The following is a 22331-nucleotide window of genomic DNA, read 5'->3' as shown; positions in this document are numbered from 1 at the left end:
GCAGTCAACCCGTGACCAGCGGTCAGCGGCCCTTGCGGTGCTCGCCCTTGACCCAGCGCACGGTGCCGGATGAGGCGCGCATCACCACGCTTTCGGTGGTCATCACGCCGCTCTTGTGCACCTTGACGCCTGCAAGCAGCGAACCATCGGTCACGCCGGTGGCGGCAAAGATGCAGTCACCCTTGGCCAGCTCGATCAGGTCATACTGCTTGTTCAGGTCCTCGATGCCCCACTTGCGGGCGCGGGCCTTCTCGTCCTCGTTGCGGAACAGCAGGCGGCCCTTGAACTGCCCACCGACGCAGCGCAGCGCCGCTGCGGCAAGCACGCCTTCCGGAGCGCCGCCAGTGCCCATGTACATGTCGACTCCGGTTTCCTCGTTGGTCACCGCGATCACGCCCGCCACGTCACCGTCGGGGATCAGCTTGATGCCGCAACCCAGCGAGCGCAGCTCAGCAATCAGGGCAGAATGGCGCGGACGATCCAGCACGCAGACGTTGATGTCGCCGGGAGCGACGCCCTTGGCCGCTGCCACGGCCTTCACGTTCTCGGTGGGCGACTTGTCGAGGTCGATGATCCCGTCGGGATAGCCGGGGCCACAGGCCAGCTTGTCCATGTAGACGTCCGGTGCGTTGAGCAGGCCGCCTTCTTCAGCCACGGCCAGCACGGCAAGTGCGTTGGGGCCATCCTTGGCGGTGATGGTCGTGCCTTCGAGCGGATCGAGAGCGATGTCGATCTTCGGGCCCTTGCCTGGCGCCGCGCCGACCTTTTCGCCGATATAGAGCATTGGCGCCTCGTCGCGCTCGCCTTCGCCGATCACCACGGTGCCGTCCATGTAGAGTTCGTTGAAGGCAGCCCGCATGGCTTCCACTGCCGCAGCATCGGCGGCCTTCTCGTCTCCACGGCCGATCAGGCGCGAGGCGCCAATCGCCGCGGCCTCGGTCACCCGGACCATTTCGAGCACGAGGACGCGGTCAAGAACCTGCGAAGCGGCGGGATTTTTGGTCATTTCGGTCACGATGGCTCCAGCTTGGTCGGGTGGTGACGAATCTAGCACGAGTATTGTCATGGTTCAGCCGATGTGCAGCATTTCCCCGGCAGACCCGGCTCGACGCGGCGCACAAGCTGTGCAAACGTATGCGCAAACATCACTATGTCTCGCAAAAGGCAATGCGTGGCACAGATGACGCTGGTGTGACCTGGCACTAGACGTGAGGTAAGGGTCTTGTCGAGACAGAGAGTGGCAGTTCTGGCAGGCCTTGCGCTTCTTTTTGGCGCATTGCCCGCGTCTGCGCAGGATCAGGCGCCCGCGGCGACACCGGCGAAGCAGGGGCCGGTCGTACCTGGTGCGGCGACCAGCGACGCGGAAGTTGCGCGAAACCTGCTGACCACTTCCCAGACCCAGCGGTGCAGGCCGATGCAGAGGTCTGACGGAACCATCGTGGTCTGCGGCGGCAAGGACGCGAGCGACCGCGAGCGCGTGCCGCTTCGTGACGAAACCGACGGCGCGAAGTCGACCGACGACGGCCTGCCCCGCGCGCCGAACGTCTCGGGCCTGCGCGATTGCAGCCGGGGCTGCATCGGCCTCGGCGGCAAGCCCCACGAGATCTACATGTTCGACATCAAGGCGCTGCCGCCGCCACCGCCGGGCTCGGACGCGGACCGGATTGCCAAGGGCGAAATCCCCGCGCCCTGACGCCGGCGGTCGTTATTCGCCGAGGATATGCATGACCAGCGGCGGCTCTGCCAGAACCGGTGAGCCATCAAGCAGGCGCAGCGCTTCGCTGATCGCGCTTTCCGGCCCTTCGTGCGTGACCAGCGAGACCATGACCGGCGCGTTGTCGGCCCCGCCCTTCTGGATCAGGCTTTCGATGGATACGCCCGCATCGCGCATCGCCGCAGTGATCTCGGCCAGAACACCGGGGCGGTCCGCGACGTTGAAGCGGATATAGGCCTTGCCGGTACGGTGGCCCACGTCTGCGGGAGCCGCATGATCGAGTTCGGCCACGGGAATCGAGAACGGCGCACCGATATCGCCGCGGGCAATGTCGATAAGGTCGGCCACGACCGCACTGGCCGTGGGGCCATCACCGGCGCCCGCGCCCTGAAACAGCAGGCGGCCGACGAAGTTGCCCTCCGCGACGACGGCATTCGTGGCACCATCGACATGGGCAAGCGGGTGGTCGCGGTGGACGAGATGCGGGTGCACGCGCTGGAACAGGCGGCGGTTGCCGGCGGCGTCGACCTCCGTCTCGGCCATGCCGATCAGGCGGATATAGTAGCCGAGCGCATCGGCCTGCGCGATATCGGCCGCCAGCACGCGGCGAATGCCGGTCGCTGCAACCGGCGCGAAGTCTACCGCGGTGCCGAACGCGATCGAGGAGAGGATCGAGAGCTTGTGGGCAGCGTCGATGCCGTCGATGTCGAAGGTCGGATCGGCCTCCGCATAGCCCTTGGCCTGCGCCTCGGCGAGGACGTCGGCAAAGTCGCGGCCGGTGTCCTCCATGGTCGAGAGGATGTAATTGCAGGTGCCGTTGAGGATGCCGTAGACCCGCGCGATCTCGTTGGCGGCAACGCCTTCCTTCAGGCCCTTGATGACCGGGATGCCACCGGCGACTGCCGCCTCGAACTTGAGAGCGACTTTCGCCGCCTCGGCCTTCGTCGCCAGTTCCACGCCGTGGTGCGCGATCATGGCCTTGTTGGCGGTGACCAGCGCCTTGCCTGCTTCGAACGTGGTGCGAGCCAGCGCGAGCGCCGGACCATCGGCACCGCCGACCAGCTCGACCACCACGTCGACGTCGGGCCGCTCGCCCAGGATGACCATGTCGTCTTCCCAGGCATAGCGCGAGACGTCGAAGCCCCGGTCCTTTTGGCGATTGCGCGCGCTGACGGTGGTAATGACGATCGGACGACCCGCACGCCTTGCGATGAGGTCCGCATTGGCCTCGATCAACCGGATTACCCCGCCGCCGACCGTGCCCAGCCCGGCCAGCGCGATGCGCAAAGGTTCGCTCATGTCATTCCCGTCCGCTGAAACTGACAGATGCCATCAGCAAATTATGCCAATAACAGATTCTGCGCGGCGGGCCTTAGGAGACATGAGCGAGGCGGGCAACCTCGCTTTGATCAGCGCTCCACTGCGGGCCGGTTGCGGCTGCACTCGCCAAGCTGGGCAATAACGAAGGCGTAATCGTCGGCTGCGGCGCGGACGTGCGCAGCGCTGCCGGAGAGACTCGCGCCCGGCGGCATCTGCGCAGGCAGGCTGCAGGCAAGGCGATACCACGTAAGCGTGGCGCGGGCGGGCGGGCGGGCTGCCTGGTCGACGATCTCGGACAGGCTGACGCCCCAGGTCCGCTCCATGCCCGGGCGGCGGACGACAGAGAGTGACACCGGCGCATTGTTCTGGGTTTGCAGGAACACCTGCGTCTCGCCTTCGCCGACAAGATTGCCGGGAACATGGAGGACCTCGCGCACGCCCTTGATCCGCGGCGGCGCGTCGGGCGAAAGCATTTCGGTGAGAATCGCGCGCGTCCGCATCTCGGTTTCGCCCGACCAGGGCAACTGCGCGCCCGCATCGACAAGGCTGATCTCTCCGGCGCGACCGGGCACGGTCCGTGCAAACAGCAGCATGACCGCCTTCGAAAGCTTCGGCACTTTCCCCCGGGCATCGAGCGGAACATCGGCCAGATAGCGCACGGTCTCGCCCATGGCGGGGCCGGTCAGCACGGTCTGGGTGCGGGCTTCGATCAGCACGCGGGCCATTCCCGGTGCTACGCCGGGAGCCTGTTCGGGCTTGAGCCGCGATGCCTTGCGCACCTGCACGCGCAGCACGGTCTCGGCAGCGTCGGCCAGCGAGGCAAGGTCGGCGTAGGTAAGAGAAGGCGCCGCCCCGGCGGTGACAGCGCCGTCATCACGCCGAATCGCTGATTGCTGAGCGCTGGCCGAGGTGGCTGCGAATCCTGAAAAGAGCATTGCGAAGGCAGCGGCAGGGAGCGCAGCATTCGATACAAACCTAGGCATAACAGGGTCTCCGGCGGAATCCGCGCTTCGTTTCTGGCTGATTTCAGGCAGTGCAACCATGAATCACGAGTTAACGGATAAAGCATTTGCGCGCCTTTGGCTTCGCCGTTAAAGATGCGCCGGTTCGGGCAATCCAAAACAAGCAGCCCGACGCTTGCCGCCGCCAAACCCCCTGGTTTGATGTCGGCGGACCGGGTTGCCGGCAGGGTGGATTGAAATTTGCTGGATTGGCCTTCGGGCAGGACGGTGATCCTGCGCGCGGGCACCACCTTGGTCAGGGCCGTCATGCGCGTGCTCCGGGCCCGGGTGGGCGATCAGGAGTATTGGAGCTGAATGGCATACGCTGACCAACAGATGAGCGGTAACAAGATCACCGCGCTCATCGTCGTTGCGATTCTTCATGTCGCCGTTGGCTACGCGCTCGTTACGGGCCTGGCTCAAGAGGCGTTCAAGAAGGTCAAAGAGGTGACCTCGGCGGTCAACATCGAGGAAGAGAAGCCGCCGGAGGAGCCGCCGCCGCCGCCGCCTCCGAAGGAGAACACGCCGCCGCCGCCGATCGTCGCGCCTCCGCCGCCGATCAGCTTCAACGCGCCGGCGCCGCAGGTTCAGACGGTCAATGAAGCTCCTCCGATTCCGGCTCCGCCGGCGCCGGTTGCGCTTCCTGCACCGCCTGCCGCTCCGCCCCCGCCGCGCTTCCAGCCCAAGGGCGCTGCGCCAAAGGGCAATCCCGGCAACTGGGCGACGTCGAACGACTACCCCTCGCGTGCGCTTCGCGAAGAGCGTGAAGGCACCACGGGTTTCCGTGTCACGGTCGGTACCGACGGCAAGGTGACGGACTGCCAGATCACCAGATCTTCAGGCAGCCCGGATCTTGACGAGGCGACCTGCGCCAACGTCCGCCGCCGCGCGCGTTTCACGCCCGCGACCGACGGTGAAGGCCAGCCGACCACGGGCTCGTATTCGAACTCGATCCGCTGGGTCATCCCGAAGGATTGATCCGCACCGCGGAACTGACACGAGAGCCTGGTCCGACCGGCACTCACGCACTTTGATTTGAATTGAAGAGGAAGACTCGCAATGTTCATCTACGCTCTTGCTGCCGCCGCTGGCGCCGCAGCGCCGCAGAAGTCCTTCGGCATCAAGGAAGCCCTGTTCCCGAACGGTCAGCCGAACTGGATCGGCATCGCCACTCTCGTGATCCTCGCGATCATGTCGTTCGGTTCGTTCTACATCCTGTTCACCAAGCTCATGGAGCAGAACAAGATCATCGGCCAGTACAAGAACATCGGCACGTTCTGGCGCGCTCCCTCGCTGCGTGAAGGCGCTGCGAAGCTCGAAAAGAACTCGGCATGGCGCCAGATCGTCGACGACGGCATCGCCGCCGAAGACCAGCACGGCAAGATGACCGACGCCATGGAAGCCCATGACTGGCTGCACGGTTCGCTCGCCCGCTCGGAAGCGTTCGTGAACGCTCGCCTCGCCGGCGGCCTTCCGTTCCTCGCCACCGTCGGTGCTACCGCTCCGTTCATCGGTCTGTTCGGTACCGTGGTCGGCATCTACAACGCGCTGATCAACATCGGCCTCGCCGGTTCGGCCTCGATCGACAAGGTCGCAGGTCCGGTCGGTGAAGCTCTGATCATGACCGCGCTGGGTCTGCTCGTCGCCGTTCCGGCCGTGCTTGCCTACAACTGGCTGCAGGCTCGCAACAAGAAGATCGCAGAGCTGCTCTCGGGCTTCTCGACCGACATCCTGGCGAACATCAACTCGAAGGGCGCTGTGAAGCCTGCTCTTCCGGCTGCTCCGGCCACCCCGGCCGCTCCGGTCAAGAAGTAAGCAAAGAACCGGGCCGGCGGCATGTCCCCGGCCCCTTTCCGGAACGCGGGTCCCAGGCCGGAGTCTTTCTCCGGATCGCTCCGGCCCCTCTCGCGGCTCAAAACGGATAGGATGTAACCCATGGCAATGTCTGTAGGCGGCGCTGGCGGAGAAGAACGCCCGATGTCGGACATCAACACCACGCCGCTCGTGGACGTGATGCTGGTGCTGCTGATCATCTTCCTCATCGCGGTGCCCGTCGCGATCCAGTCGATCGAGAAGCTCAAAGTCCCCGTGCTTGTCAGCGAGGAATCGCAGGACAAGGTCGAGAACCTGATGCTGTCGGTCGTCTCGACGGACGCCGCAGGCCGTAGCCCGAAGGAACCCGGTTACGAGGGTTCTTCGCGCACCGGCCAGTGCCGCGTCTATTTCAACAACATCACCCCGGTGGACAACCAGGAGCTGTACCAGCAGGCTTTCAATCGCCTCGATGCGATCGTGAAGCGTGAAGGCGGCGCCGCCAACATGGACCCCGAGAAGATCCCCGAAGTGCATATCCGTGGCGACGTGAACGTGCCGTGGAAGTGCATCGCAGGGGCCATCTACAACGTCCAGTCCGCTGGCTATCCCAAAGTCGGCTTCATCTCGACGCCGGTCGATCCGGGCTAAGCCCGGACCCTCGACAGGTCCAGAGAGCGAACAGGAGTACCAACCATGGCAATGAGTGGCGGCAAGGATGATGGCTCGCCGATGATGGAAATGAACACGACGCCGTTGATCGACGTCATGCTCGTTCTCCTCATCATGTTCATCATCACCATCCCCGTGGCCACCCACGCGGTGAACATCGACCTCCCGCAGCCGACGAACATCCCCAACAACGTGACGATCGATCCGATCAAGAACAAGCTGGTGCTGACCGCGACCAACCAGATCCTCTGGAATGGTGCTTCGGTAAGCGAAGGCCAGCTGGTCTCGATCATCGCCTCGACGAAGGGGATCAACCCCGAGCCGGAACTGCAGTTCCAGCCCGAGGAATTCGCCAGCTACGAGATCGCGAACCGGCTGATGAAGATCATCACCGACGCCAAGGTCACGAAGTTCGGCTTCGTCGGCAACGAGAACTTCGCCACCTTCGAAAAGGGTCCGAACTAAGGACTTAGCCCGAGGGCTGAAGACAAGAGGGAGCGGTGCGAACCGCTCCCTTTTTTGTTGTGGCAAAGCTTCTGGGCAACCGCCTTCGCGGGGACGCCATGGTTGGGGTGCGAGAGATCATCCGCTGGCGAATGCGGACCGGTGACGCCGGGGGAGGTGCAGATCGCGCGACCAGTGCGGTGCCGTTTGGCACGCAAGGGATGGGGCGCGGGACCGGTTGCGAGTGGCCGGGGGGCGGTTCCGAACCCCTTGTCGGCTCAGCCTGAGGGCGGACACATGTGAAAGGACGAAGCCTTGGCAGCGGCTCGCGTGCTGCCTTGGCTTCTGGCAAGCGGCTGCGTGAAAAGAACCTGTCGTTTGTGCTGACACATTCGCACAATCATGGCGGGTTCCGCATCCGCAGCGTCGCTCAGGGTTCGGCGCCGTGCTATCAGCCCTGGGTTGTCCTGTCTGTCCTTGGGTAACGGCAGGGATTGCCCGGTGGGTCTTGGGGCTCGCCCCGCATTGAACCCGCTGCGCACCTGCCGCACCGATCGCGCCGGAAGCTTCGGCAACAGCGTCGGCTTCCGAAGGAGAGGAGCGGGTTGGCCTTGTGCCCTCTCCTGACCTGTGGGCGGAGTGTATAACCTATATGGTTCTTTTTGTCAAGTTGTTCCAGCACCACCCTTCATCGTCATCCCGGGCTTGACCTGGGATCCCGCTTCCTTGTTGCGAGACCGTGCAGGAAAAACGCGGGGCCCCGGGTCAAGCCCGGGGCGACGGTAGAGACTGGAAACTCCGGGGGGGCAGCGCGATCAGGGACACGAAATCAGGCCAGGGCGTTCGCCCACTCCGCCTCCTTGAAACCGACCAGCAAGCCGCCCGGATGCTCCACGATAGGGCGCTTGATGACGGAAGTGTTTTCGGCGAGCACGGCGGGCGCGTCGTCTCCGGCAAGGGTGGCTTTCCGGGCGTCGTCGAGCTTGCGGAATGTCGTGCCGGCCTTGTTCACCACCTTGTCGAGTCCGGCGGCGGCGATCCATCGGGCGATCCGGGCGGGGTCGGCACCCTGCTTCTTGTAGTCATGGAAGGTGTAGGCGATGCCCTGCTTGTCGAGCCAGACCCGCGCCTTCTTGACCGTGTCGCAGTTGGGGATGCCGTAGACGGTGATGCTCATGAGTCCTGCCTGTTGAAGCGGTGCACGCGCGTTGGCGTGCCCGCGAAAAGGGTATAGCTCTCGTAGTATTCGGTGCGGCCCCTTGCCTGCATTTCGGCGTGATGGGCAACGCGGCGCCATGCCAGTGCCGATGCCTCATCCTCCCATTCAGACAGGGCAATGACCTCGCCGTCGTCGGCAGTATAGCTCTTGAAGGCGAGGTAACCGGGCTGCCGGGCGGCGAGCTCTTCCATCGCCTGGGCATCGGCAGAGTAGGCGGCGGCATCGATATCGGCGCGCTTGCGGTTGCGGAAGACGACGAGGAACATGGGGCAAGCGATAGCGCGATGGCCCGCGCGCCGAAAGGTGGACTTTTCCGCGCATCTGCGACAAAGCGCCATCCCATGAGCCTGAACAGCTTCGGTCACCTCTTCCGTTTCACCACCTGGGGCGAAAGCCACGGGCCCGCGATTGGCGCGGTGGTCGACGGCTGCCCTCCCGGCCTTGCCATCAGCGAGGCGCAGATCCAGCCGTTCCTCGACGCGCGCCGCCCCGGCCAGTCGCGCTTTACCACGCAGCGGCAGGAGCCGGACCAGGTCCGCATCCTCTCGGGCGTGTTCGAGGGCCCAGATGGTGTCAGACGCACGACGGGAACGCCGATCAGCCTGATGATCGAGAACGTGGACCAGCGTTCGAAGGACTATGGCGACGTGGCCAAGGCCTATCGCCCCGGTCACGCCGACTATGCCTATGATGCCAAGTACGGTTTCCGCGACTATCGCGGCGGCGGGCGCTCGTCGGCGCGCGAGACGGCTTCGCGCGTGGCCGCTGGCGCCGTGGCGCGTCTGGTCATCCCCGAAGTCCAGATCCTTGCCTGGGTCAGCGAAATCGGTGGCGACCGCATCGACATGGATCACTTCGATGCCGACGAGATCGGCCGCAACCCGTTCTTCTGCCCGGATTCGTGGGCGGCGGCGCGCTGGGAAAAGCGGGTCGACGAGGCGCGCAAATCGGGCTCGTCGCTGGGTGCGGTGGTGGAATGCGTGGCGACGGGGGTTCCGGCCGGCTGGGGCGCACCGCTCTATGCCAAGCTCGATGCCGAACTCGCCCATGCGATGATGGGCATCAATGCGGTCAAGGGCGTGGAGATCGGCGACGGCTTCGAAGCGGCGCGCAATACCGGCGAAGGCAACGCCGATCCGATGCGGCCGGGTTCCGGGGCGCCTGAATTCCTGGCGAACCACGCGGGCGGCATTGCCGGCGGCATTTCGACCGGGCAGCCGGTGACGGTGCGCGTGGCGTTCAAGCCGACGTCCTCAATCCTCACGCCGATGCCGACGATCACGCAAGAGGGTGAGGCGACCGAGCTGTTCACCAAGGGCCGCCATGACCCATGCGTGGGCATTCGCGGGGTTCCGGTGGTAGAGGCGATGATGGCGCTGGTGCTGGCGGACCAGAAGCTGCTGCACCGGGGGCAAGTCGGCTAAAAGCGGCTGCTGTTAAAAGATCGGCGGCGGTTGAGCCGCTGGTGAAAGGTCGTTAGTCTCCTCTGCAACAAAATTGCGGGAGCACGTTTCTTGGCCAAGCGCCTTACCCTCTACATCGTGATCGGCATGGTGCTCGGCATCCTCGTCGGTTACGTGCTCAACACCAGCTATCCCAAGGGCGACGAAACGCTGGCGCAGATCGCCGATACACTGAAGCTGCTGCCTGACATCTTCCTGCACCTGATCAAGATGATCATCGCGCCCCTGATTCTGGCGACGCTGGTGACGGGCATCGCCGGGATGGGGGACAGCGCGGCGCTGGGCCGGATCGGCGGGCGGGCGCTGGCATGGTTCATCACCGCCAGCCTGATCTCGATCGGTCTCGGCCTCTTGCTGGTGAACCTTTTCAAGCCAGGGGTGGGGCTGGAATTCACGGCCGCCGGGCCAGTGGGCGATCTGGCGACGGCGGACTTCACCTTGCGCCACTTCGTGCTCGAGATTTTCCCGACCAGTGCCCTCGACGCGATGGCCAAGAACAACGTGCTGCAGATCCTCGTGTTCTCGCTGTTCGCGGGCGTGGCGCTGTCGGCCATCGGCGAGACCGGGGCGCCGATCGTGCGCGGCTGCGAGGCGCTGGCGCATCTCATGCTGCAGATCACCGACTATGTCATGCGCATGGCGCCGCTTGCCGTGTTCGGGGCGCTGGCTTCGGTGATCGCGACCAAGGGGCTCGGCATCGTCGTGACCTATGGCGTGTTCGTCTCGGAGTTCTACTTCGGGCTGCTGCTGCTGTGGATCATCCTGCTGACGCTGGGCGGGATCTTCCTCAAGGGCCGCATCTTCCTTCTGGCGCGTTACATTCGCGAGCCGCTGCTGCTGGCGTTTTCGACCGCGAGTTCCGAATCCGCACTGCCCAAGCTGTTCGAACAACTCGACCGCTTCGGCGTGCCGCGCCGCATTTCAGGGTTCGTGCTGCCGCTGGGCTACAGCTTCAACCTCGACGGTTCGATGATGTACACCAGCTTTGCGACGATGTTCATCGCGCAGGCCTATGGCATCGAGCTTTCCATGGGGCAGCAGATCGCCATGCTGCTGACGCTGATGGTGACCTCGAAGGGCATTGCCGGGGTGCCGCGCGCAAGCCTCGTGGTGATTGCCGCCACGCTGACGCAATTCGGGCTGCCGCTCGAGGGCATCGCCCTGCTGCTCGGCGTCGATACCTTCCTGGACATGGGGCGCACCGCCACCAACGTCGTCGGCAATGCAGTGGCGACCTCGGTCATCACCAAGTGGGAAGGCATGTTGCAGCCCCCGCTGGCCCCCGATGCCGAGCCACCGCACGCACCTGCCCATACCGTAGCCGATGGTCGGGCAGGGCTTAACCTCGACCCGGTCAACTACGAGAAGTAGGCCCTATTTCTCCAGTTCGACCGGAGTGAATTCGCCCAGGCCGCAGGCGCCCCGGTTGATCGGGCCGGGGCCGCCGTTGTTCACCAGCACCGTGATGATGTCGACATTGCAGAGTTGGGTGAGCGAGGTCGAGTAGGAGAAAGCGCGCTCGAACCCGAGGCTGAAGCAACGGTTGGGCAGGGTGTTGCGATACCACTGGCCGCCGCTGGTGCGGAAGTCGATGGTCCAGTCATCGCGGACCTGGCTTTCGCGGATGGTCTGGAGAGGCAGGCAATTGACCGGCTTGCCGACGACCTTTGCCTTGGGAATGTCGGCGCGATGGCCGTCATTGCCCTGCTTGGCATCAGCGGTGCAGCCCGCCACCGCCAGCGTAAGGCCTGCGATCAGAAATGGAGTCACGCGCTTCATGCCTTGCTCTCCTTTCGTTTTGGCGGAGCCTTGGCTTTCTTCGCTGCCGGGGGCCTGGCTCCTTTTTCAAGAACCTTGCCCTTGAAGCTGCAAAGATCAACCAGCCCGCAGTGCCAGCATTCGGGCGTCCGCGCCTTGCACACATAGCGTCCGTGCAGGATCAGCCAGTGGTGCGCGCCGACGCGAAACGGCTGGGGAACCTTCTTCTCCAGCCCTTTCTCAACGGCGAGTGGCGTCTTTCCCTTCGCAAGGCCGGTGCGATTGCCGACACGGAAGATATGCGTATCGACCGCAAAGGTTTCCGCGCCGAACGCGCAGTTCATCACGACATTTGCGGTCTTGCGCCCCACACCGGGGAGCTGGGTGAGGAGATCGCGGTCTGCCGGAACCTCGCCGCCGTGTTCGCGCACGAGGATTTCGGCCATGGCCATGACGTTCTTCGCCTTGGAATTGAACAGGCCGATGGTCTTGATGTGCTGTTTCAGGCCCTCCTCGCCGAGGTCGAGCATGTCCTGCGGCGTCTTGACGATGGCGAACAGCTTGCGCGTCGCCTTGTTCACGCCGACGTCGGTCGCCTGTGCCGAGAGCGTGACGGCCACCAGAAGCTGGTAGACGTTGCCGTATTCCAGCTCGGTCTCGGGCGAGGGGTTGGCCTCGGCGAGGCGGCGGAAGAATTCGAAGATGTCCGCCGACTTCATTTTAGAGCCCGAGCACTTCCGGCATGGTGTAGCGGCCCGGTGCCCTGCCGATGATCCACTCCGCCGCGCGGATCGCGCCCTTGGCGAAGATGCCGCGATTTTCGGCGAGGTGGGAGAAGGTCAGGCGTTCGTTATCGGCAAGGAAGTGGACCGAATGGTCGCCCGCGACCGAACCACCGCGCAAAGCCGCAAAGCCGATGGTGCCGGCCTTGCGCGCACCGGTGATGCCATCGCGGCCACGCACGGCTTCATCCGCCAGATGCACGCCGCGCCCCTTGGCTGCCGCTTCGCCGAGCAGCAGCGCGGTGCCCGAGGGCGCGTCGACCTTCATGCGGTGGTGGGTCTCGACGATCTCGATGTCCCAGTCCTCGCCGAGGCGGGAGGCAGCTTCGCGCACCAGGTGGCTGAGCAGGGTCACGCCCAGTGAGGTGTTCCCGGTCTGCAGCACAGGGATGCTGACCGCTGCCGAATCGATCAGCCAGTGGTGGCGCTCCTCGAGCCCGGTGGTGCCGATGACGATGGGCACGCCGGTGTGGATCGCGGCATCGAGATTGAATTCCAATGCGCCCGGAGCGGAGAAATCGACCAGCACGTCACTGGACTGGGCGAGGGCGAGCGGGTCGCCGCCCTTGTCTATCCCGCCGGCAAATTCGTGCCCGGCTGCTGCAACTGCTGCCTGCAGCGCATTGCCCATTCGTCCAGCGCTGCCGATGATTCCGATTCTGGTCATTGCCTATCCTTCACGTCGCGTGCTTCATGGTCGTGATGAGCACCCCACGCAATATCGTCATTCTTACCGGAGCCGGAATTTCTGCAGAGTCCGGTATCGATACCTTTCGCGGAGGCGGGGGGCTATGGGAGCAGCACCGGGTCGAGGACGTGGCGACGCCCGAGGCCTTCGCGCGTGACCCGAACCTGGTGCTGCGGTTCTATGACATGCGGCGCGAGGCGATCCAGACCAAGGAGCCCAACGCCGCCCATTACGCGCTGGCCCGGCTCGACCGGGAATGGGCGAAGCGGGCGGGTGGCGAAGTGCTGATCGTCACGCAGAACGTCGACGATCTGCACGAGCGGGGCGGTGCGCTGAACGTGCTGCACATGCATGGCGAGCACCTCAAGGCGTGGTGCACCTCTTGCGACCGGCGGCACCGCTGGACCGGGCCGCTGCTCCATCGGCCAGAGTGCCCGACTTGCGGCATGCAGGCGCTGCGTCCGGACGTGGTGTGGTTCGGGGAAGTGCCTTACCGGATGGACGAGATCTATCGGGCGGTTTCGGAAGCGGATCTGTTCGTATCGATCGGCACTTCTGGTGCAGTCTATCCGGCGGCGGGGCTGGTCCGCACCGCGCGGGACCTTGGCGTGCAGACGCTGGAGCTCAATCTCGAGCGTAGTCAGGGGTCGGCGTGGTTCCACGAAACCCGTCTTGGCGCCGCTACGGAGATCGTCCCGGCATGGGTTGAGGAACTTCTCTCAAGTTAAAGTGTTGCTGCAGCGAAAAGGGTGATCTCGCGCCTGTCAAAGTGCCGCGAATCATGTTACCTACATCAGTGTGAGCAACGTGATCCCCCATCTCGTCCCAATCGCCGTAAAGCCCGATGACATCGACTTCATGGGCCACGTCAACAACGCCTCATACCTCACGTGGGTGCAGGATGCGGTGATCGACCACTGGCGTGCGCTGGCCCCGGCCGAGGCGGTTGCCGCGCACCTGTGGGTCGCGCTGAAGCACGAGATCACCTACCGCCGCCCGACCTTCCTCGATGACCCCGTGATTGCCCACGTGATCCTTGAGAAAGTGCAGGGTGCGCGCGCGTTCTACGAAACGATCATCAAGCGCGGCGAGGAAGTGCTGGCCGAGGTCAAGTCCAGCTGGTGCTGCCTCGATGCCGAGACGCTCCGCCCGGCGCGGCTGGCGCGCGAACTGGTGGAAAAGTTCCTGCCAACCGCAGCGGAGTGACCACTGCAGGTCTGTGTGCTGAGCCAACGTCCTTCGACAAGCTCAGGACGAGCGGATCATCTGCAAGGTCATCTCCCCCGCTCATGCTGAGCTTGTCGAAGCATGTTTGCGACAGACCATCCTTCGACAGGCTCAGGATGAGCGGTGCGGGAAGGAGGCTTCAGCGCAGCTTGGCGATGGAAAGGCCGTCGTTCTTGGCGCGCTGCTTGACCGATTCCTCGCTGCGGGTGAGGGCCTTGGCGATGGCCTTGAGGGCAATGCCTTTCTTGGCGAGCGTGTGCAGCTTGCTGATTTCGTCGGCGGTCCAGGCCTGCTTGTGGCGTTCGAAGCGTTCGGCCATGCCTCAATCCTTCCGGGTCACGGTGGCGATGTAGTTGAGCGCGAGGTCGTCGGACAGGTGCAGGCCCTTCGACACGCTCCACGCGATACCCATGGGATTGCCCATCTTGAGGCCCGCGTCCTCGAGCAGGTCGTGCAGTTCGACCGGCGTGATGAAATCGTCCCAGTGGTGCGTGCCCCGGGGCACCATGCCGATGGCCTCTGCGCCTTCGACCAGCAGCAGGCGCGAGCGCGTGGTGCGGTTGGGGGTGGAGAGGATCATCAGCCCGCCGGGGGCGAGCGCAGCCTCCAGTGCAGCAATGAAGGCGGCCTTGTCGGCCACGTGTTCGATCACTTCCATCGAGGTGACGAGGTCGTAGCCTGCAAGGCCGAGCTGGCCGACATCGCCGCAGCGGTAGTCGATGCCAAGCCCTGAACCTTCGGCATGGAGCCGGGCAGCGGCGATGTTCTCTTCGGCTGCGTCCACCCCGGTCACTTCCGCGCCGAGCCGGGCCAGCGGTTCGCACAGCAGGCCGGCGCCGCAACCGACGTCGAGCGCCTTTCTGCCCGCCAGTGGCCTTGCTGCGCGCGAATCGTTGCCGAAATGCGCGTCGATGGCGTCGCGAATGAAGGAGAGGCGCACCGGGTTGAGCTTGTGCAGCATGGCCGAGGAGCCCTTGGGGTTCCACCAGTCCGCCGCCAGCTTGCCGAAGTGGGCGGCTTCAGATTCTCTGATGGTCGCTGGGCGAATGGTATTCGCAGAGGTTGCATTGCTCATAAGCCGTCCCTAAAGCGCCCGCGCTGCAAGGTCCACCGACCTTGCGGGCAAGATTCTTACGCGCAAGACTTCAGGAGCAAGCCCTTGGCCCGCATCGTGATGAAATTCGGCGGCACGTCGATGGCCGGAACCGAGCGCATCCGCCGCGTGGCGCGCATCGTGCAGCGCCAGCAGGCTGCGGGGCACGAGGTTGCGGTGGTCGTCTCGGCCATGGCGGGAGAAACCGACCGCCTCGTCAACTTCTGCCGCGAGGCAAACCCGCTTTACGATCCGGCCGAATACGACGTGGTCGTTGCCAGCGGCGAGCAGGTGACGTCTGGTCTTCTGGCGATGCACCTGCAGGCGCTGGGCTGCAAGGCGCGTTCATGGCTCGGCTGGCAGTTGCCGATCCACACCGACGATGCCCATTCCAAGGCGCGCATCGAAGGCATCGATTCGGAAGCGGTGCTGGCCTCGATGGCCTCGGGCGAGATTGCCGTGATCCCCGGCTTCCAGGGCGTGTCTGACAAGGGCCGCGTGACCACGCTGGGCCGTGGCGGTTCGGATACTTCTGCGGTGGCCGTGGCGGCGGCAGTCAAGGCCGATCGCTGCGACATCTACACCGACGTCGACGGGGTCTATACCACCGACCCGCGCATCGTCGCCAAGGCGCGCAAGCTGAAGAACGTCACTTACGAGGAAATGCTCGAACTGGCCTCGGTCGGCTCGAAGGTGCTGCAGACCCGTTCGGTCAGCCTTGCCATGAAGGAAGGCGTGCGCGTGCAGGTGCTGTCCTCGTTCATCGATGACGATGCGCCCGCTGCCGATACGATTCCGGGAACGATGATTGTCTCTGACGAAGAGCTTGAAGGATTGGATATGGAACGCCAGCTGATCACCGGCATCGCTGCCGACAAGAACGAAGCCAAGATCACCCTGACGCGCATTTCCGACCGTCCGGGCGCGGTTGCCGCGATCTTCGGCCCGCTGGCCGCCGCCAACATCAACGTCGACATGATCATCCAGAACATCGCCAAGGACAAGGGCGAGACCGACGTGACCTTCACGGTCCCGCTGGCTGACCTCGCCCGTGCCCAGGCGCTGCTGGAAGAGCGCAAGGACACGATCGGCTATTACCGCATGCTGGCCAATAGCAAGGTCGCCAAGATCAGCGTCGTCGGTGTCGGCATGCGCAGCCACGCAGGCGTTGCCGCAACGATGTTCCGCGCGCTGGCCGATCGTGGCATCAACATCCAGGCGATCACCACCAGCGAGATCAAGGTCTCGGTGCTGATCGACGAGGACGAGACCGAACTCGCCGTGCGCGTGCTGCACACCGCCTACGAGATGGACGGCGAATAATCCTTCTGACCCTTAGGGGGACGACAGCGAGAAGACCGCGAGCTGGCGCACGATCCGGCCCGGTCTTCCTCCGCCATGGTGGGGAAACCAGCGCACTGTCAGGCGGCTGGGGTCGCCCCCGTTCGCGCTGATTGCCACGCGCATGGTCTTTTCGATGGCCTCGGGCCGATAGCTGCGGATATCGGCGACCACGGCAAGGACGGGGCAAGGATCGGTCCCGGCGATCCGGGCAGCGAGCAGATCACGCGGCGCCCATGCGTGCACGTAGGCTCCGTGCATGATGACGAAGGGGCGGTAATCGTGCCAGGTTGCGCGCTCATAGTAGCCGAACCGGTCCTGCATATGCTGGCGCAGGCCGATTTCCTTGGCAGGCGAGAAGTCCGGGACTTCCTCGACATTGCGCAAGACGGGGATGGCTGCGTTCCTGCAGCCAGGGAAGCTGGCGAGATGGCGGGCGAGGGACCTGAAATCCTGCTTTGACGGCAAGGGTGTGGGGCGTTGCCAGGTTGCCAGCTCGAGCGCGGTGACAAGGAGCGCGGCGAGGCCGGCGATCGTTGTCAGCGTTGGCCATCTGCGCGAAAGGCTGTCCAGCAGGCCGATCAGCCCGCACCAGCCGAGAACCAGTCCCACCTGAGGACCGCGATAATTCATGCTGGGCACCACGAGAGTGACAATCAGCCCGGCCAGCGTAACGATGATCGGGCCGCAGAGCAGGGCGAGGTCGTGCAGCAGCGGCGCCTTTTCCTGGCGCGGCGTCTTGCGCTTGCCGATCAGGACAATTGCGCCGCCAAGCAGGCATGTCGCGGCCAGAACAAGCATGGCCGAGGTTCCGCCGGTGCGCAGGCCGTTTTGCACGCTTGCGGCCAGGAACCTCACGCTCGGCGCGAAGATCTTGGCCGAGACGCCGAAGTCGTGGAACAGGAGGATCTGGGCGGCATAGGCCATCCCCGCCAGCGCCGTCCCGGCCAGGCCGGCGAGCGCGAGCCGCCACGCCTCCGGACGCGCCAGCACCAGCGCCACGCACATCCAGCACGATGCGTAGAGCGCGAAGAGGTGGGTCGCGCTGGCAAGCGTTGCCGCAGCGACGAACATGCCACCCCAGACACTTGCCGGACCTGCAGCCGAAGTTGCCGCAGCCACGCGCGACGATGCCAGCGCGGCAACGGCGAGCACGAAGCTTACCATCGCATAGGATCGGACCTCCGCGGCGTGTTCACCCCAGAAGGGCGAAGATGCCACCAGGGCGGCAACCAACAGGCGAGGGAGCAGCCTTGTGCCGGGCCGGGGCAAGACCAGCACGGCGGCGATCAAGCCGAGCGAGAATGCCACCGACAGGAGCCGCGCAGACGGCTCGTCAAAGCCCGCCATGCGGACCCATCCCCACAGCAGGGAGTAGAAGGTCGGCGGGTGCGTGTCCTGCACCGCGCGCGCGAGCATGGCCGTAAACGTCGGCTGCTCTGCCAGACGCATCGAGAAGATCTCGTCCTGCCAGAAGCTGCTGACGGAAAGGCCCGCGAAAAGGCGCCAGATTGCCCACAGGACAAGGCCGCCTGCCATGACGGCAGCGATCCTGCCCGCTGCAAACCTTCCGAAAGCCTGACGCATTTCCCGTTTCCCCACTCGGCCCGGAGACGCTGTCGCCTGGCTCTCGACTGGCAGCCAGGCGCCCGGCAGGCAACAGTTACCTGATCAGCAGGCCCCAGCCTGACAGCAGCTGTTCGGCCTGCTCGCGCGAAATCACGGCACCACGGAAGACCCGGGCGTCTTCGAGTTGCAGCCCGCCGAGGTCCGCGCCGCGAAGGTCTGCGCCGGCAAACTGCGCGCCATCGAGATTGGCTTCGCGCAAGCTGCACCCTTCAAGCACGGCGCCGCGGAAGTCGCACTTGGCAAGGTCCGCCTGCGCCATGTCGAGCCGCACCAGCTTCTCCTTGCGGAACGAGAGGCCGGGCAGGAGCGCGCCAACCAGCAGCACTTCCTCGAAGGTGAAGCCCATGCCCTTGGCCATGTGCAGGTCCGCGCCGGTCATGCGCGTGGAGACGACCTTGGCCGAGCCGATGTTGGCGCGGCGCAGCGATGCGTTGTTGAGATCGCAGCCTCGGATCTGCGCTTCTTCAAGATCCGCGCCGGTCAGGTTGGCAAACGGTGCCTTGGTCGACCGCCAGACCGTGCGGGCGAGCCTCGCGCCGGAAAGATCGGCGTGGCGCATCGAGCAGCGTTCGAACGTCCAGCCCGAGAGGTCGAGCTTGGAAAGGTCCGCCTCGTCGAGGTCGCAGGATTCGAGGTGTTGCGGGGCCTTGCCGGCAAGCGCAGCGATGTCGGCACGAACAAGCGTCTGGCCCGAGAGGATTTCCGTCATGCCTCGCGCTTAGGCGAAATCTGCGGCCAGGCAAAATGAAACCCCGCCCTCCGGCCCGATCCGGAGCCAAAGGGCGGGGTGCGACCCGGGCCAGTCTAGGAGATTGAGACGACCGGCTCTCGGGGCTCGGTGGGTGAGGGGGAACCCACTTGATGCAAGCCTTCTACCGGACATGGCATGATCGGTAAAACAGGTTAACTTGCGCAGAGTTATCGCTTCTGGCGATGATGCGGCCAAGTCCGGCCTTGTTGCCGCCCCAAACCCGCCCTAAAGCGCGCGCCGGACTTTCGGACGGGATTCTCGAAGCATGCCTGCAACACCCAAGACATCAGCCCTCATGCGCCGCGGCGCCGAGTTCCTCGGCACGGAGCACGCCATCCTGTGCGGGGCGATGAGCTGGGTGTCGGAGCGCAACCTTGTTTCGGCAATCAGCAACGCCGGGGGCTTCGGCGTGATTGCCTGCGGGGCGATGACGCCCGAACTCCTCGATACCGAAATTGCCGCAACCAGGGCGCTGACGGACAAGCCCTTTGGCGTGAACCTGATCACGATGCACCCGGCGCTGTTCGACCTGATCGCGGTCTGTGCGAAGCACAAGGTCGGCCATGTCGTGCTGGCAGGCGGCATTCCGCCCAAGGGCAGCGTCGAGGCGATCAAGGCCTTTGGCGCCAAGGTCATCGTCTTTGCGCCGACGCTGGCGCTGGCGAAGAAGCTGCTGCGTTCCGGTGCGGACGCGCTGGTGATCGAAGGTTCGGAAGCGGGCGGCCATATCGGGCCGGTCTCGACCTCGGTGCTTGCGCAGGAATTCCTGCCCGCATTGGCTGAAGACCACGTGGTGTTCGTGGCAGGGGGCATCGGGCGGGGCGAGATGATCGCCAGCTACCTCGAGATGGGTGCTTCGGGCGTGCAGCTTGGCACCCGCTTTGCCTGCGCCACGGAATCGATTGCGCACCCGGCATTCAAGGCGGCGTTCTTCCGTGGCAATGCGCGCGATGCGGTCGCTTCGGTGCAGGTCGATCCGCGCCTGCCGGTGATTCCGGTCCGCGCGCTCAAGAACAAGGGCACCGAGGAGTTTACCGCGAAGCAGGTGGAAGTGGCCAAGCTGCTCGACGAGGGCAAGCTCGACATGGCCGCCGCCCAGCTCGAGATCGAGCACTTCTGGGCAGGCGCGCTGCGCCGTGCGGTGATCGACGGCGACGTCGAGCGCGGTTCGGTCATGGCTGGCCAGTCGGTCGGCATGGTGACGAAGGAAGAGCCGGTGGCCGAGATCATCGCCCAGCTCATGGCCGAAAGCGAGGAAGCGCTCTCGCGGCGCTGATCGCATGGCGGCAGGGGCAGCATCAGGGCATCGCGCCTCTTTCGGCGTCGTCTTTGCGATTGTCCTTATCGACATGCTCGGCTTCGGCGTGGTGACGCCGGTGCTGCCGGGCCTGATCATGGACCTGACCCATGTCGATATCGGCACGGCGGCAGGTTACGCCGGCTGGCTGGGGGCGGGCTATGCGGCGATGCAGTTCGTGTTCGCGCCGGTGCTGGGCAACCTTTCGGACCGCTATGGCCGCCGCCCGATCCTGCTCGCGGCGGTGCTCATGCTCGGGCTGGATTACCTGCTGCAGGCGATGGCGCCCAATTTCGGGTGGCTGATTGCCGGGCGGCTGATTGCGGGCGTCACGGGCGCCAGTTTCTCCCCGGCCTATGCCTATATTGCCGACGTTACCCCACCCGAAAAGCGCGCGGCGAACTTCGGGCTGATGGGGCTTGCGTTCGGCATCGGCTTCGTCGTCGGCCCGGCGATGGGCGGGTTGCTCGGGTCGATCGACCCGCGCCTGCCGTTCTACACCGCCGCCGGGCTGGCGCTGGCCAATGCTGTGTTCGGGTTCTTCTTCCTCAAGGAATCGCTGGCCCCTGAAAACCGCCGCCCGTTCGACTGGCGGCAGGCAAACGCCATGGCCTCGCTGCGCGCGCTGAAGGGGCAGAGCCCGACAGTGCTGTGGTTCGTGGCGGCGCTCGGCACGTGGCAACTGGCGCATATCGTCTATCCGGCGGCGTGGTCCTACTTCGCGATTGCCGCCTACGGTTTCACGGTCGGCCAGGTCGGCGTGGCGCTGGCGCTGGTGGGGTTCAGCAGCGCGCTGGTGCAGGGGGTGGGCCTGCGCCTGTTCCTGCCGGTGCTGGGTGAGAAACGCGCGGTTGTGCTTGGTGTGGCAGGCCTGTGCGTTTCGGCGGTGCTTTACACTTTGGCGCAGGAGCCTTGGCAGGTCTACGTGGCGATTGGAGTGGGCGCCTTGCAGGGCTTCGTGCAGTCACCGATCTCGGCGTTCAACAGCCGCGCGGTGGATGCGCGCAGCCAGGGCGAGTTGCAGGGGGCGGTGCAGTCGATCGGATCGATCGCAGCGATCATCGGACCGCCGATGTACACGCAGACGTTGGAGAAGTTCAGCGGTCCCGATGCGATCTACCACTTGCCCGGCATGCCGATCCTGCTGGCGGCGGCGATCTCTCTGATCACGCTGGCGCTGTTCCTGAAGGGGGCCGCCCTGCTGGAGCGGCGGGCTTAGTTCCAGCGTCCTTCGACAGGCTCAGGACGAGCTGGGATCTCCATAAAACCCGCTCATGCTGAGCTTGTCGAAGCATCTGCCCGCATCGGCTACCGCCTCAGCTTTCCAGTTCGACGTCCCAGTAGAGCCAGTCGCGCCAGGTTTCGTGCAGGTAATTGGGCGGGAAGGCGCGGCCGCGCTCCTGCAGTTGCCAGGTGGTCGGGCGGATCGCGCGGTTCATCAGCCGCATGTGCGCCTGTTCTGGGGTGCGTCCGCCCTTCCTGAGATTGCAGGGTGAGCAGGCGGCTGCCACGTTCTCCCACGAGGTGCGCCCGCCGAGGCGACGCGGCACGATATGGTCGAAGGTCAAGAGGTCGGGGCTGCCGCAATATTGGCACTGGAAGCGATCGCGCAGGAACAGGTTGAAGCGGGTGAAGGCGGGATACTCGCTCGGCCGCACGTATTGCCGCAGCGCGATGACCGAGGGCAGCCTCATGCCGAAGCTGGCGCTGTGGACCTCGCGGTCGTAGGTCTCGATAATGTCGACGCGTTCGAGGAACACCGCCTTGATCGCGGTCTGCCACGGCCACAGGCTCAAGGGGTAATAGCTGAGCGGCGTGTAGTCGGCATTGAGGACCAGCGCGGGGCAGTTCGCCAGATGCCGGTCATTGTGCAGAACATCGTTTAAGGCGGTGCTGTCACCGCTGTTGGGCCTGGCCGAAGCCGCCCGATCGATCAGCGCCTTATGGAGCACGTCCCGACTTCTTCCCTGCACACAGAGGCGGGAGCGCCTCCGCAGGGGCAGTCATGGCTTTGCCTGGTGACCGCAGTGTTACGCATGCGCTCATGGAACACGCCTGCGAGTCTGGCGTCAAGGGGCTGAATGGGTGCATTTCCACAGCCTGCCTTCGCCGCACGCCGA

The 22331-nt window shown here is 64.9% G+C and carries 25 protein-coding genes; 12 read left to right on the top strand and 13 right to left on the bottom strand.

All coding sequences use genetic code 11. From position 1 onward, the window contains the following. Positions 1-22: 22 nt before the first annotated feature. Complete coding sequence (gene glpX, locus AC3WLM_RS08045) at positions 23-1006, bottom strand: class II fructose-bisphosphatase (RefSeq protein WP_156135909.1); 984 nt, start codon at positions 1004-1006, stop codon at positions 23-25. 408 nt (positions 1007-1414) lie between these two features. On the opposite strand from glpX, the gene AC3WLM_RS08040 reads away from it, so the two are divergent. Then, positions 1415-1693: a hypothetical protein gene (locus AC3WLM_RS08040; protein ID WP_193827337.1), complete on the top strand. Its 279-nt coding sequence runs from the start codon at positions 1415-1417 to the stop codon at positions 1691-1693. Between the two features lie 12 nt (positions 1694-1705). Here AC3WLM_RS08040 and AC3WLM_RS08035 read toward each other — a convergent pair whose 3' ends face one another. Both AC3WLM_RS08035 and AC3WLM_RS08030 read right to left on the bottom strand, forming a co-directional pair. Next, positions 1706-3013 carry a homoserine dehydrogenase gene (locus AC3WLM_RS08035; protein ID WP_193827336.1) on the bottom strand — a complete coding sequence of 436 codons (1308 nt, stop codon included), beginning with the start codon at positions 3011-3013 and terminating at the stop codon, positions 1706-1708. 110 nt (positions 3014-3123) lie between these two features. Next, entirely contained in the window at positions 3124-4017 is an 894-nt protein-coding gene (locus AC3WLM_RS08030) for a hypothetical protein (RefSeq protein ID WP_492477081.1), read from the bottom strand. A 333-nt stretch (positions 4018-4350) separates the two neighbouring features. Here AC3WLM_RS08030 and AC3WLM_RS08025 point away from each other — a divergent pair, with 333 nt between their 5' ends. The 4 genes from AC3WLM_RS08025 to AC3WLM_RS08010 all read left to right on the top strand — a co-directional run bounded on the left by AC3WLM_RS08025 (position 4351) and on the right by AC3WLM_RS08010 (position 6984). Beyond that, positions 4351-5013, top strand: coding sequence for an energy transducer TonB (locus AC3WLM_RS08025; protein ID WP_039333390.1), 663 nt, complete (start codon positions 4351-4353; stop codon positions 5011-5013). A gap of 81 nt (positions 5014-5094) precedes the next feature. After that, on the top strand, positions 5095-5850 hold the full coding sequence (locus AC3WLM_RS08020; protein WP_039333391.1) for a MotA/TolQ/ExbB proton channel family protein: 756 nt from the start codon (positions 5095-5097) through the stop codon (positions 5848-5850). A 120-nt stretch (positions 5851-5970) separates the two neighbouring features. Beyond that, a complete protein-coding gene (locus AC3WLM_RS08015; RefSeq protein WP_082013322.1) occupies positions 5971-6498 on the top strand; it encodes an ExbD/TolR family protein in 528 nt (175 codons plus the stop codon). 45 nt (positions 6499-6543) lie between these two features. After that, on the top strand, positions 6544-6984 hold the full coding sequence (locus AC3WLM_RS08010) for an ExbD/TolR family protein (RefSeq protein WP_039333396.1): 441 nt from the start codon (positions 6544-6546) through the stop codon (positions 6982-6984). Positions 6985-7792: 808 nt separating this feature from the next. On the opposite strand, the gene AC3WLM_RS08005 is transcribed toward AC3WLM_RS08010, so the two are convergent. Together AC3WLM_RS08005 and AC3WLM_RS08000 are read right to left on the bottom strand one after the other, a co-directional pair. Then, positions 7793-8140, bottom strand: coding sequence for an arsenate reductase (locus AC3WLM_RS08005; RefSeq protein ID WP_492477080.1), 348 nt, complete (start codon positions 8138-8140; stop codon positions 7793-7795). Beyond that, the gene (locus AC3WLM_RS08000; RefSeq protein WP_062346706.1) at positions 8137-8448 is read right to left on the bottom strand and encodes an antibiotic biosynthesis monooxygenase family protein; all 312 of its coding nucleotides are present in this window, start codon (positions 8446-8448) and stop codon (positions 8137-8139) included. Before AC3WLM_RS08000 ends, AC3WLM_RS08005 begins: the two co-directional genes overlap by 4 nt. Before the next feature lie 75 nt (positions 8449-8523). On the opposite strand from AC3WLM_RS08000, the gene aroC reads away from it, so the two are divergent. Both aroC and AC3WLM_RS07990 read left to right on the top strand, forming a co-directional pair. Then, the gene (gene aroC, locus AC3WLM_RS07995; protein WP_193827333.1) at positions 8524-9606 is read left to right on the top strand and encodes a chorismate synthase; all 1083 of its coding nucleotides are present in this window, start codon (positions 8524-8526) and stop codon (positions 9604-9606) included. Positions 9607-9696: 90 nt separating this feature from the next. Further along, positions 9697-11016 (top strand): dicarboxylate/amino acid:cation symporter, encoded by a 1320-nt coding sequence (locus AC3WLM_RS07990; RefSeq protein WP_492477079.1) that lies wholly within the window; start codon positions 9697-9699, stop codon positions 11014-11016. A gap of 3 nt (positions 11017-11019) precedes the next feature. On the opposite strand, the gene AC3WLM_RS07985 is transcribed toward AC3WLM_RS07990, so the two are convergent. The 3 genes from AC3WLM_RS07985 to dapB are packed head-to-tail and all read right to left on the bottom strand — an operon-like array spanning position 11020 to position 12852. Continuing rightward, a complete protein-coding gene (locus AC3WLM_RS07985) occupies positions 11020-11424 on the bottom strand; it encodes a hypothetical protein (protein ID WP_039333402.1) in 405 nt (134 codons plus the stop codon). Continuing rightward, complete coding sequence (nth, locus tag AC3WLM_RS07980; RefSeq protein WP_039333404.1) at positions 11421-12122, bottom strand: endonuclease III; 702 nt, start codon at positions 12120-12122, stop codon at positions 11421-11423. The genes AC3WLM_RS07985 and nth overlap by 4 nt, the downstream gene beginning before the upstream one ends. A gap of 1 nt (position 12123) precedes the next feature. Continuing rightward, positions 12124-12852, bottom strand: coding sequence for a 4-hydroxy-tetrahydrodipicolinate reductase (gene dapB, locus AC3WLM_RS07975; RefSeq protein WP_492477078.1), 729 nt, complete (start codon positions 12850-12852; stop codon positions 12124-12126). Between the two features lie 35 nt (positions 12853-12887). On the opposite strand from dapB, the gene AC3WLM_RS07970 reads away from it, so the two are divergent. After that, complete coding sequence (locus tag AC3WLM_RS07970) at positions 12888-13601, top strand: NAD-dependent deacylase (RefSeq protein ID WP_039333689.1); 714 nt, start codon at positions 12888-12890, stop codon at positions 13599-13601. Positions 13602-13671: 70 nt separating this feature from the next. After that, positions 13672-14079, top strand: coding sequence for an acyl-CoA thioesterase (locus tag AC3WLM_RS07965; RefSeq protein ID WP_492477077.1), 408 nt, complete (start codon positions 13672-13674; stop codon positions 14077-14079). Between the two features lie 160 nt (positions 14080-14239). Here AC3WLM_RS07965 and AC3WLM_RS07960 read toward each other — a convergent pair whose 3' ends face one another. After that, positions 14240-14419 carry a hypothetical protein gene (locus AC3WLM_RS07960; RefSeq protein WP_492477076.1) on the bottom strand — a complete coding sequence of 60 codons (180 nt, stop codon included), beginning with the start codon at positions 14417-14419 and terminating at the stop codon, positions 14240-14242. Between the two features lie 3 nt (positions 14420-14422). Then, positions 14423-15175 (bottom strand): bifunctional 2-polyprenyl-6-hydroxyphenol methylase/3-demethylubiquinol 3-O-methyltransferase UbiG, encoded by a 753-nt coding sequence (gene ubiG / locus AC3WLM_RS07955; protein WP_492477075.1) that lies wholly within the window; start codon positions 15173-15175, stop codon positions 14423-14425. An 84-nt stretch (positions 15176-15259) separates the two neighbouring features. Here ubiG and AC3WLM_RS07950 point away from each other — a divergent pair, with 84 nt between their 5' ends. After that, the gene (locus tag AC3WLM_RS07950) at positions 15260-16516 is read left to right on the top strand and encodes an aspartate kinase (RefSeq protein WP_039333413.1); all 1257 of its coding nucleotides are present in this window, start codon (positions 15260-15262) and stop codon (positions 16514-16516) included. Positions 16517-16528: 12 nt separating this feature from the next. On the opposite strand, the gene AC3WLM_RS07945 is transcribed toward AC3WLM_RS07950, so the two are convergent. Next, the gene (locus AC3WLM_RS07945) at positions 16529-18121 is read right to left on the bottom strand and encodes a hypothetical protein (protein WP_492477074.1); all 1593 of its coding nucleotides are present in this window, start codon (positions 18119-18121) and stop codon (positions 16529-16531) included. 76 nt (positions 18122-18197) lie between these two features. Next, entirely contained in the window at positions 18198-18872 is a 675-nt protein-coding gene (locus AC3WLM_RS07940) for a pentapeptide repeat-containing protein (RefSeq protein ID WP_492477073.1), read from the bottom strand. A 307-nt stretch (positions 18873-19179) separates the two neighbouring features. On the opposite strand from AC3WLM_RS07940, the gene AC3WLM_RS07935 reads away from it, so the two are divergent. Together AC3WLM_RS07935 and AC3WLM_RS07930 are read left to right on the top strand one after the other, a co-directional pair. Continuing rightward, positions 19180-20190, top strand: coding sequence for an NAD(P)H-dependent flavin oxidoreductase (locus AC3WLM_RS07935; protein ID WP_039333419.1), 1011 nt, complete (start codon positions 19180-19182; stop codon positions 20188-20190). 4 nt (positions 20191-20194) lie between these two features. Next, complete coding sequence (locus tag AC3WLM_RS07930; protein WP_492477072.1) at positions 20195-21430, top strand: MFS transporter; 1236 nt, start codon at positions 20195-20197, stop codon at positions 21428-21430. Positions 21431-21527: 97 nt separating this feature from the next. Here the strand turns inward: AC3WLM_RS07930 and AC3WLM_RS07925 are convergent, their stop codons facing one another. Beyond that, a complete protein-coding gene (locus AC3WLM_RS07925) occupies positions 21528-22163 on the bottom strand; it encodes an HNH endonuclease (RefSeq protein WP_492477071.1) in 636 nt (211 codons plus the stop codon). Positions 22164-22331: the final 168 nt, after the last annotated feature.

This window comes from Novosphingobium sp. FW305-C-30-35 (assembly GCF_058783135.1).
Note: the sequence above shows the minus strand (reverse complement) of the source record. Positions and strands in the feature narration are given on the sequence as shown.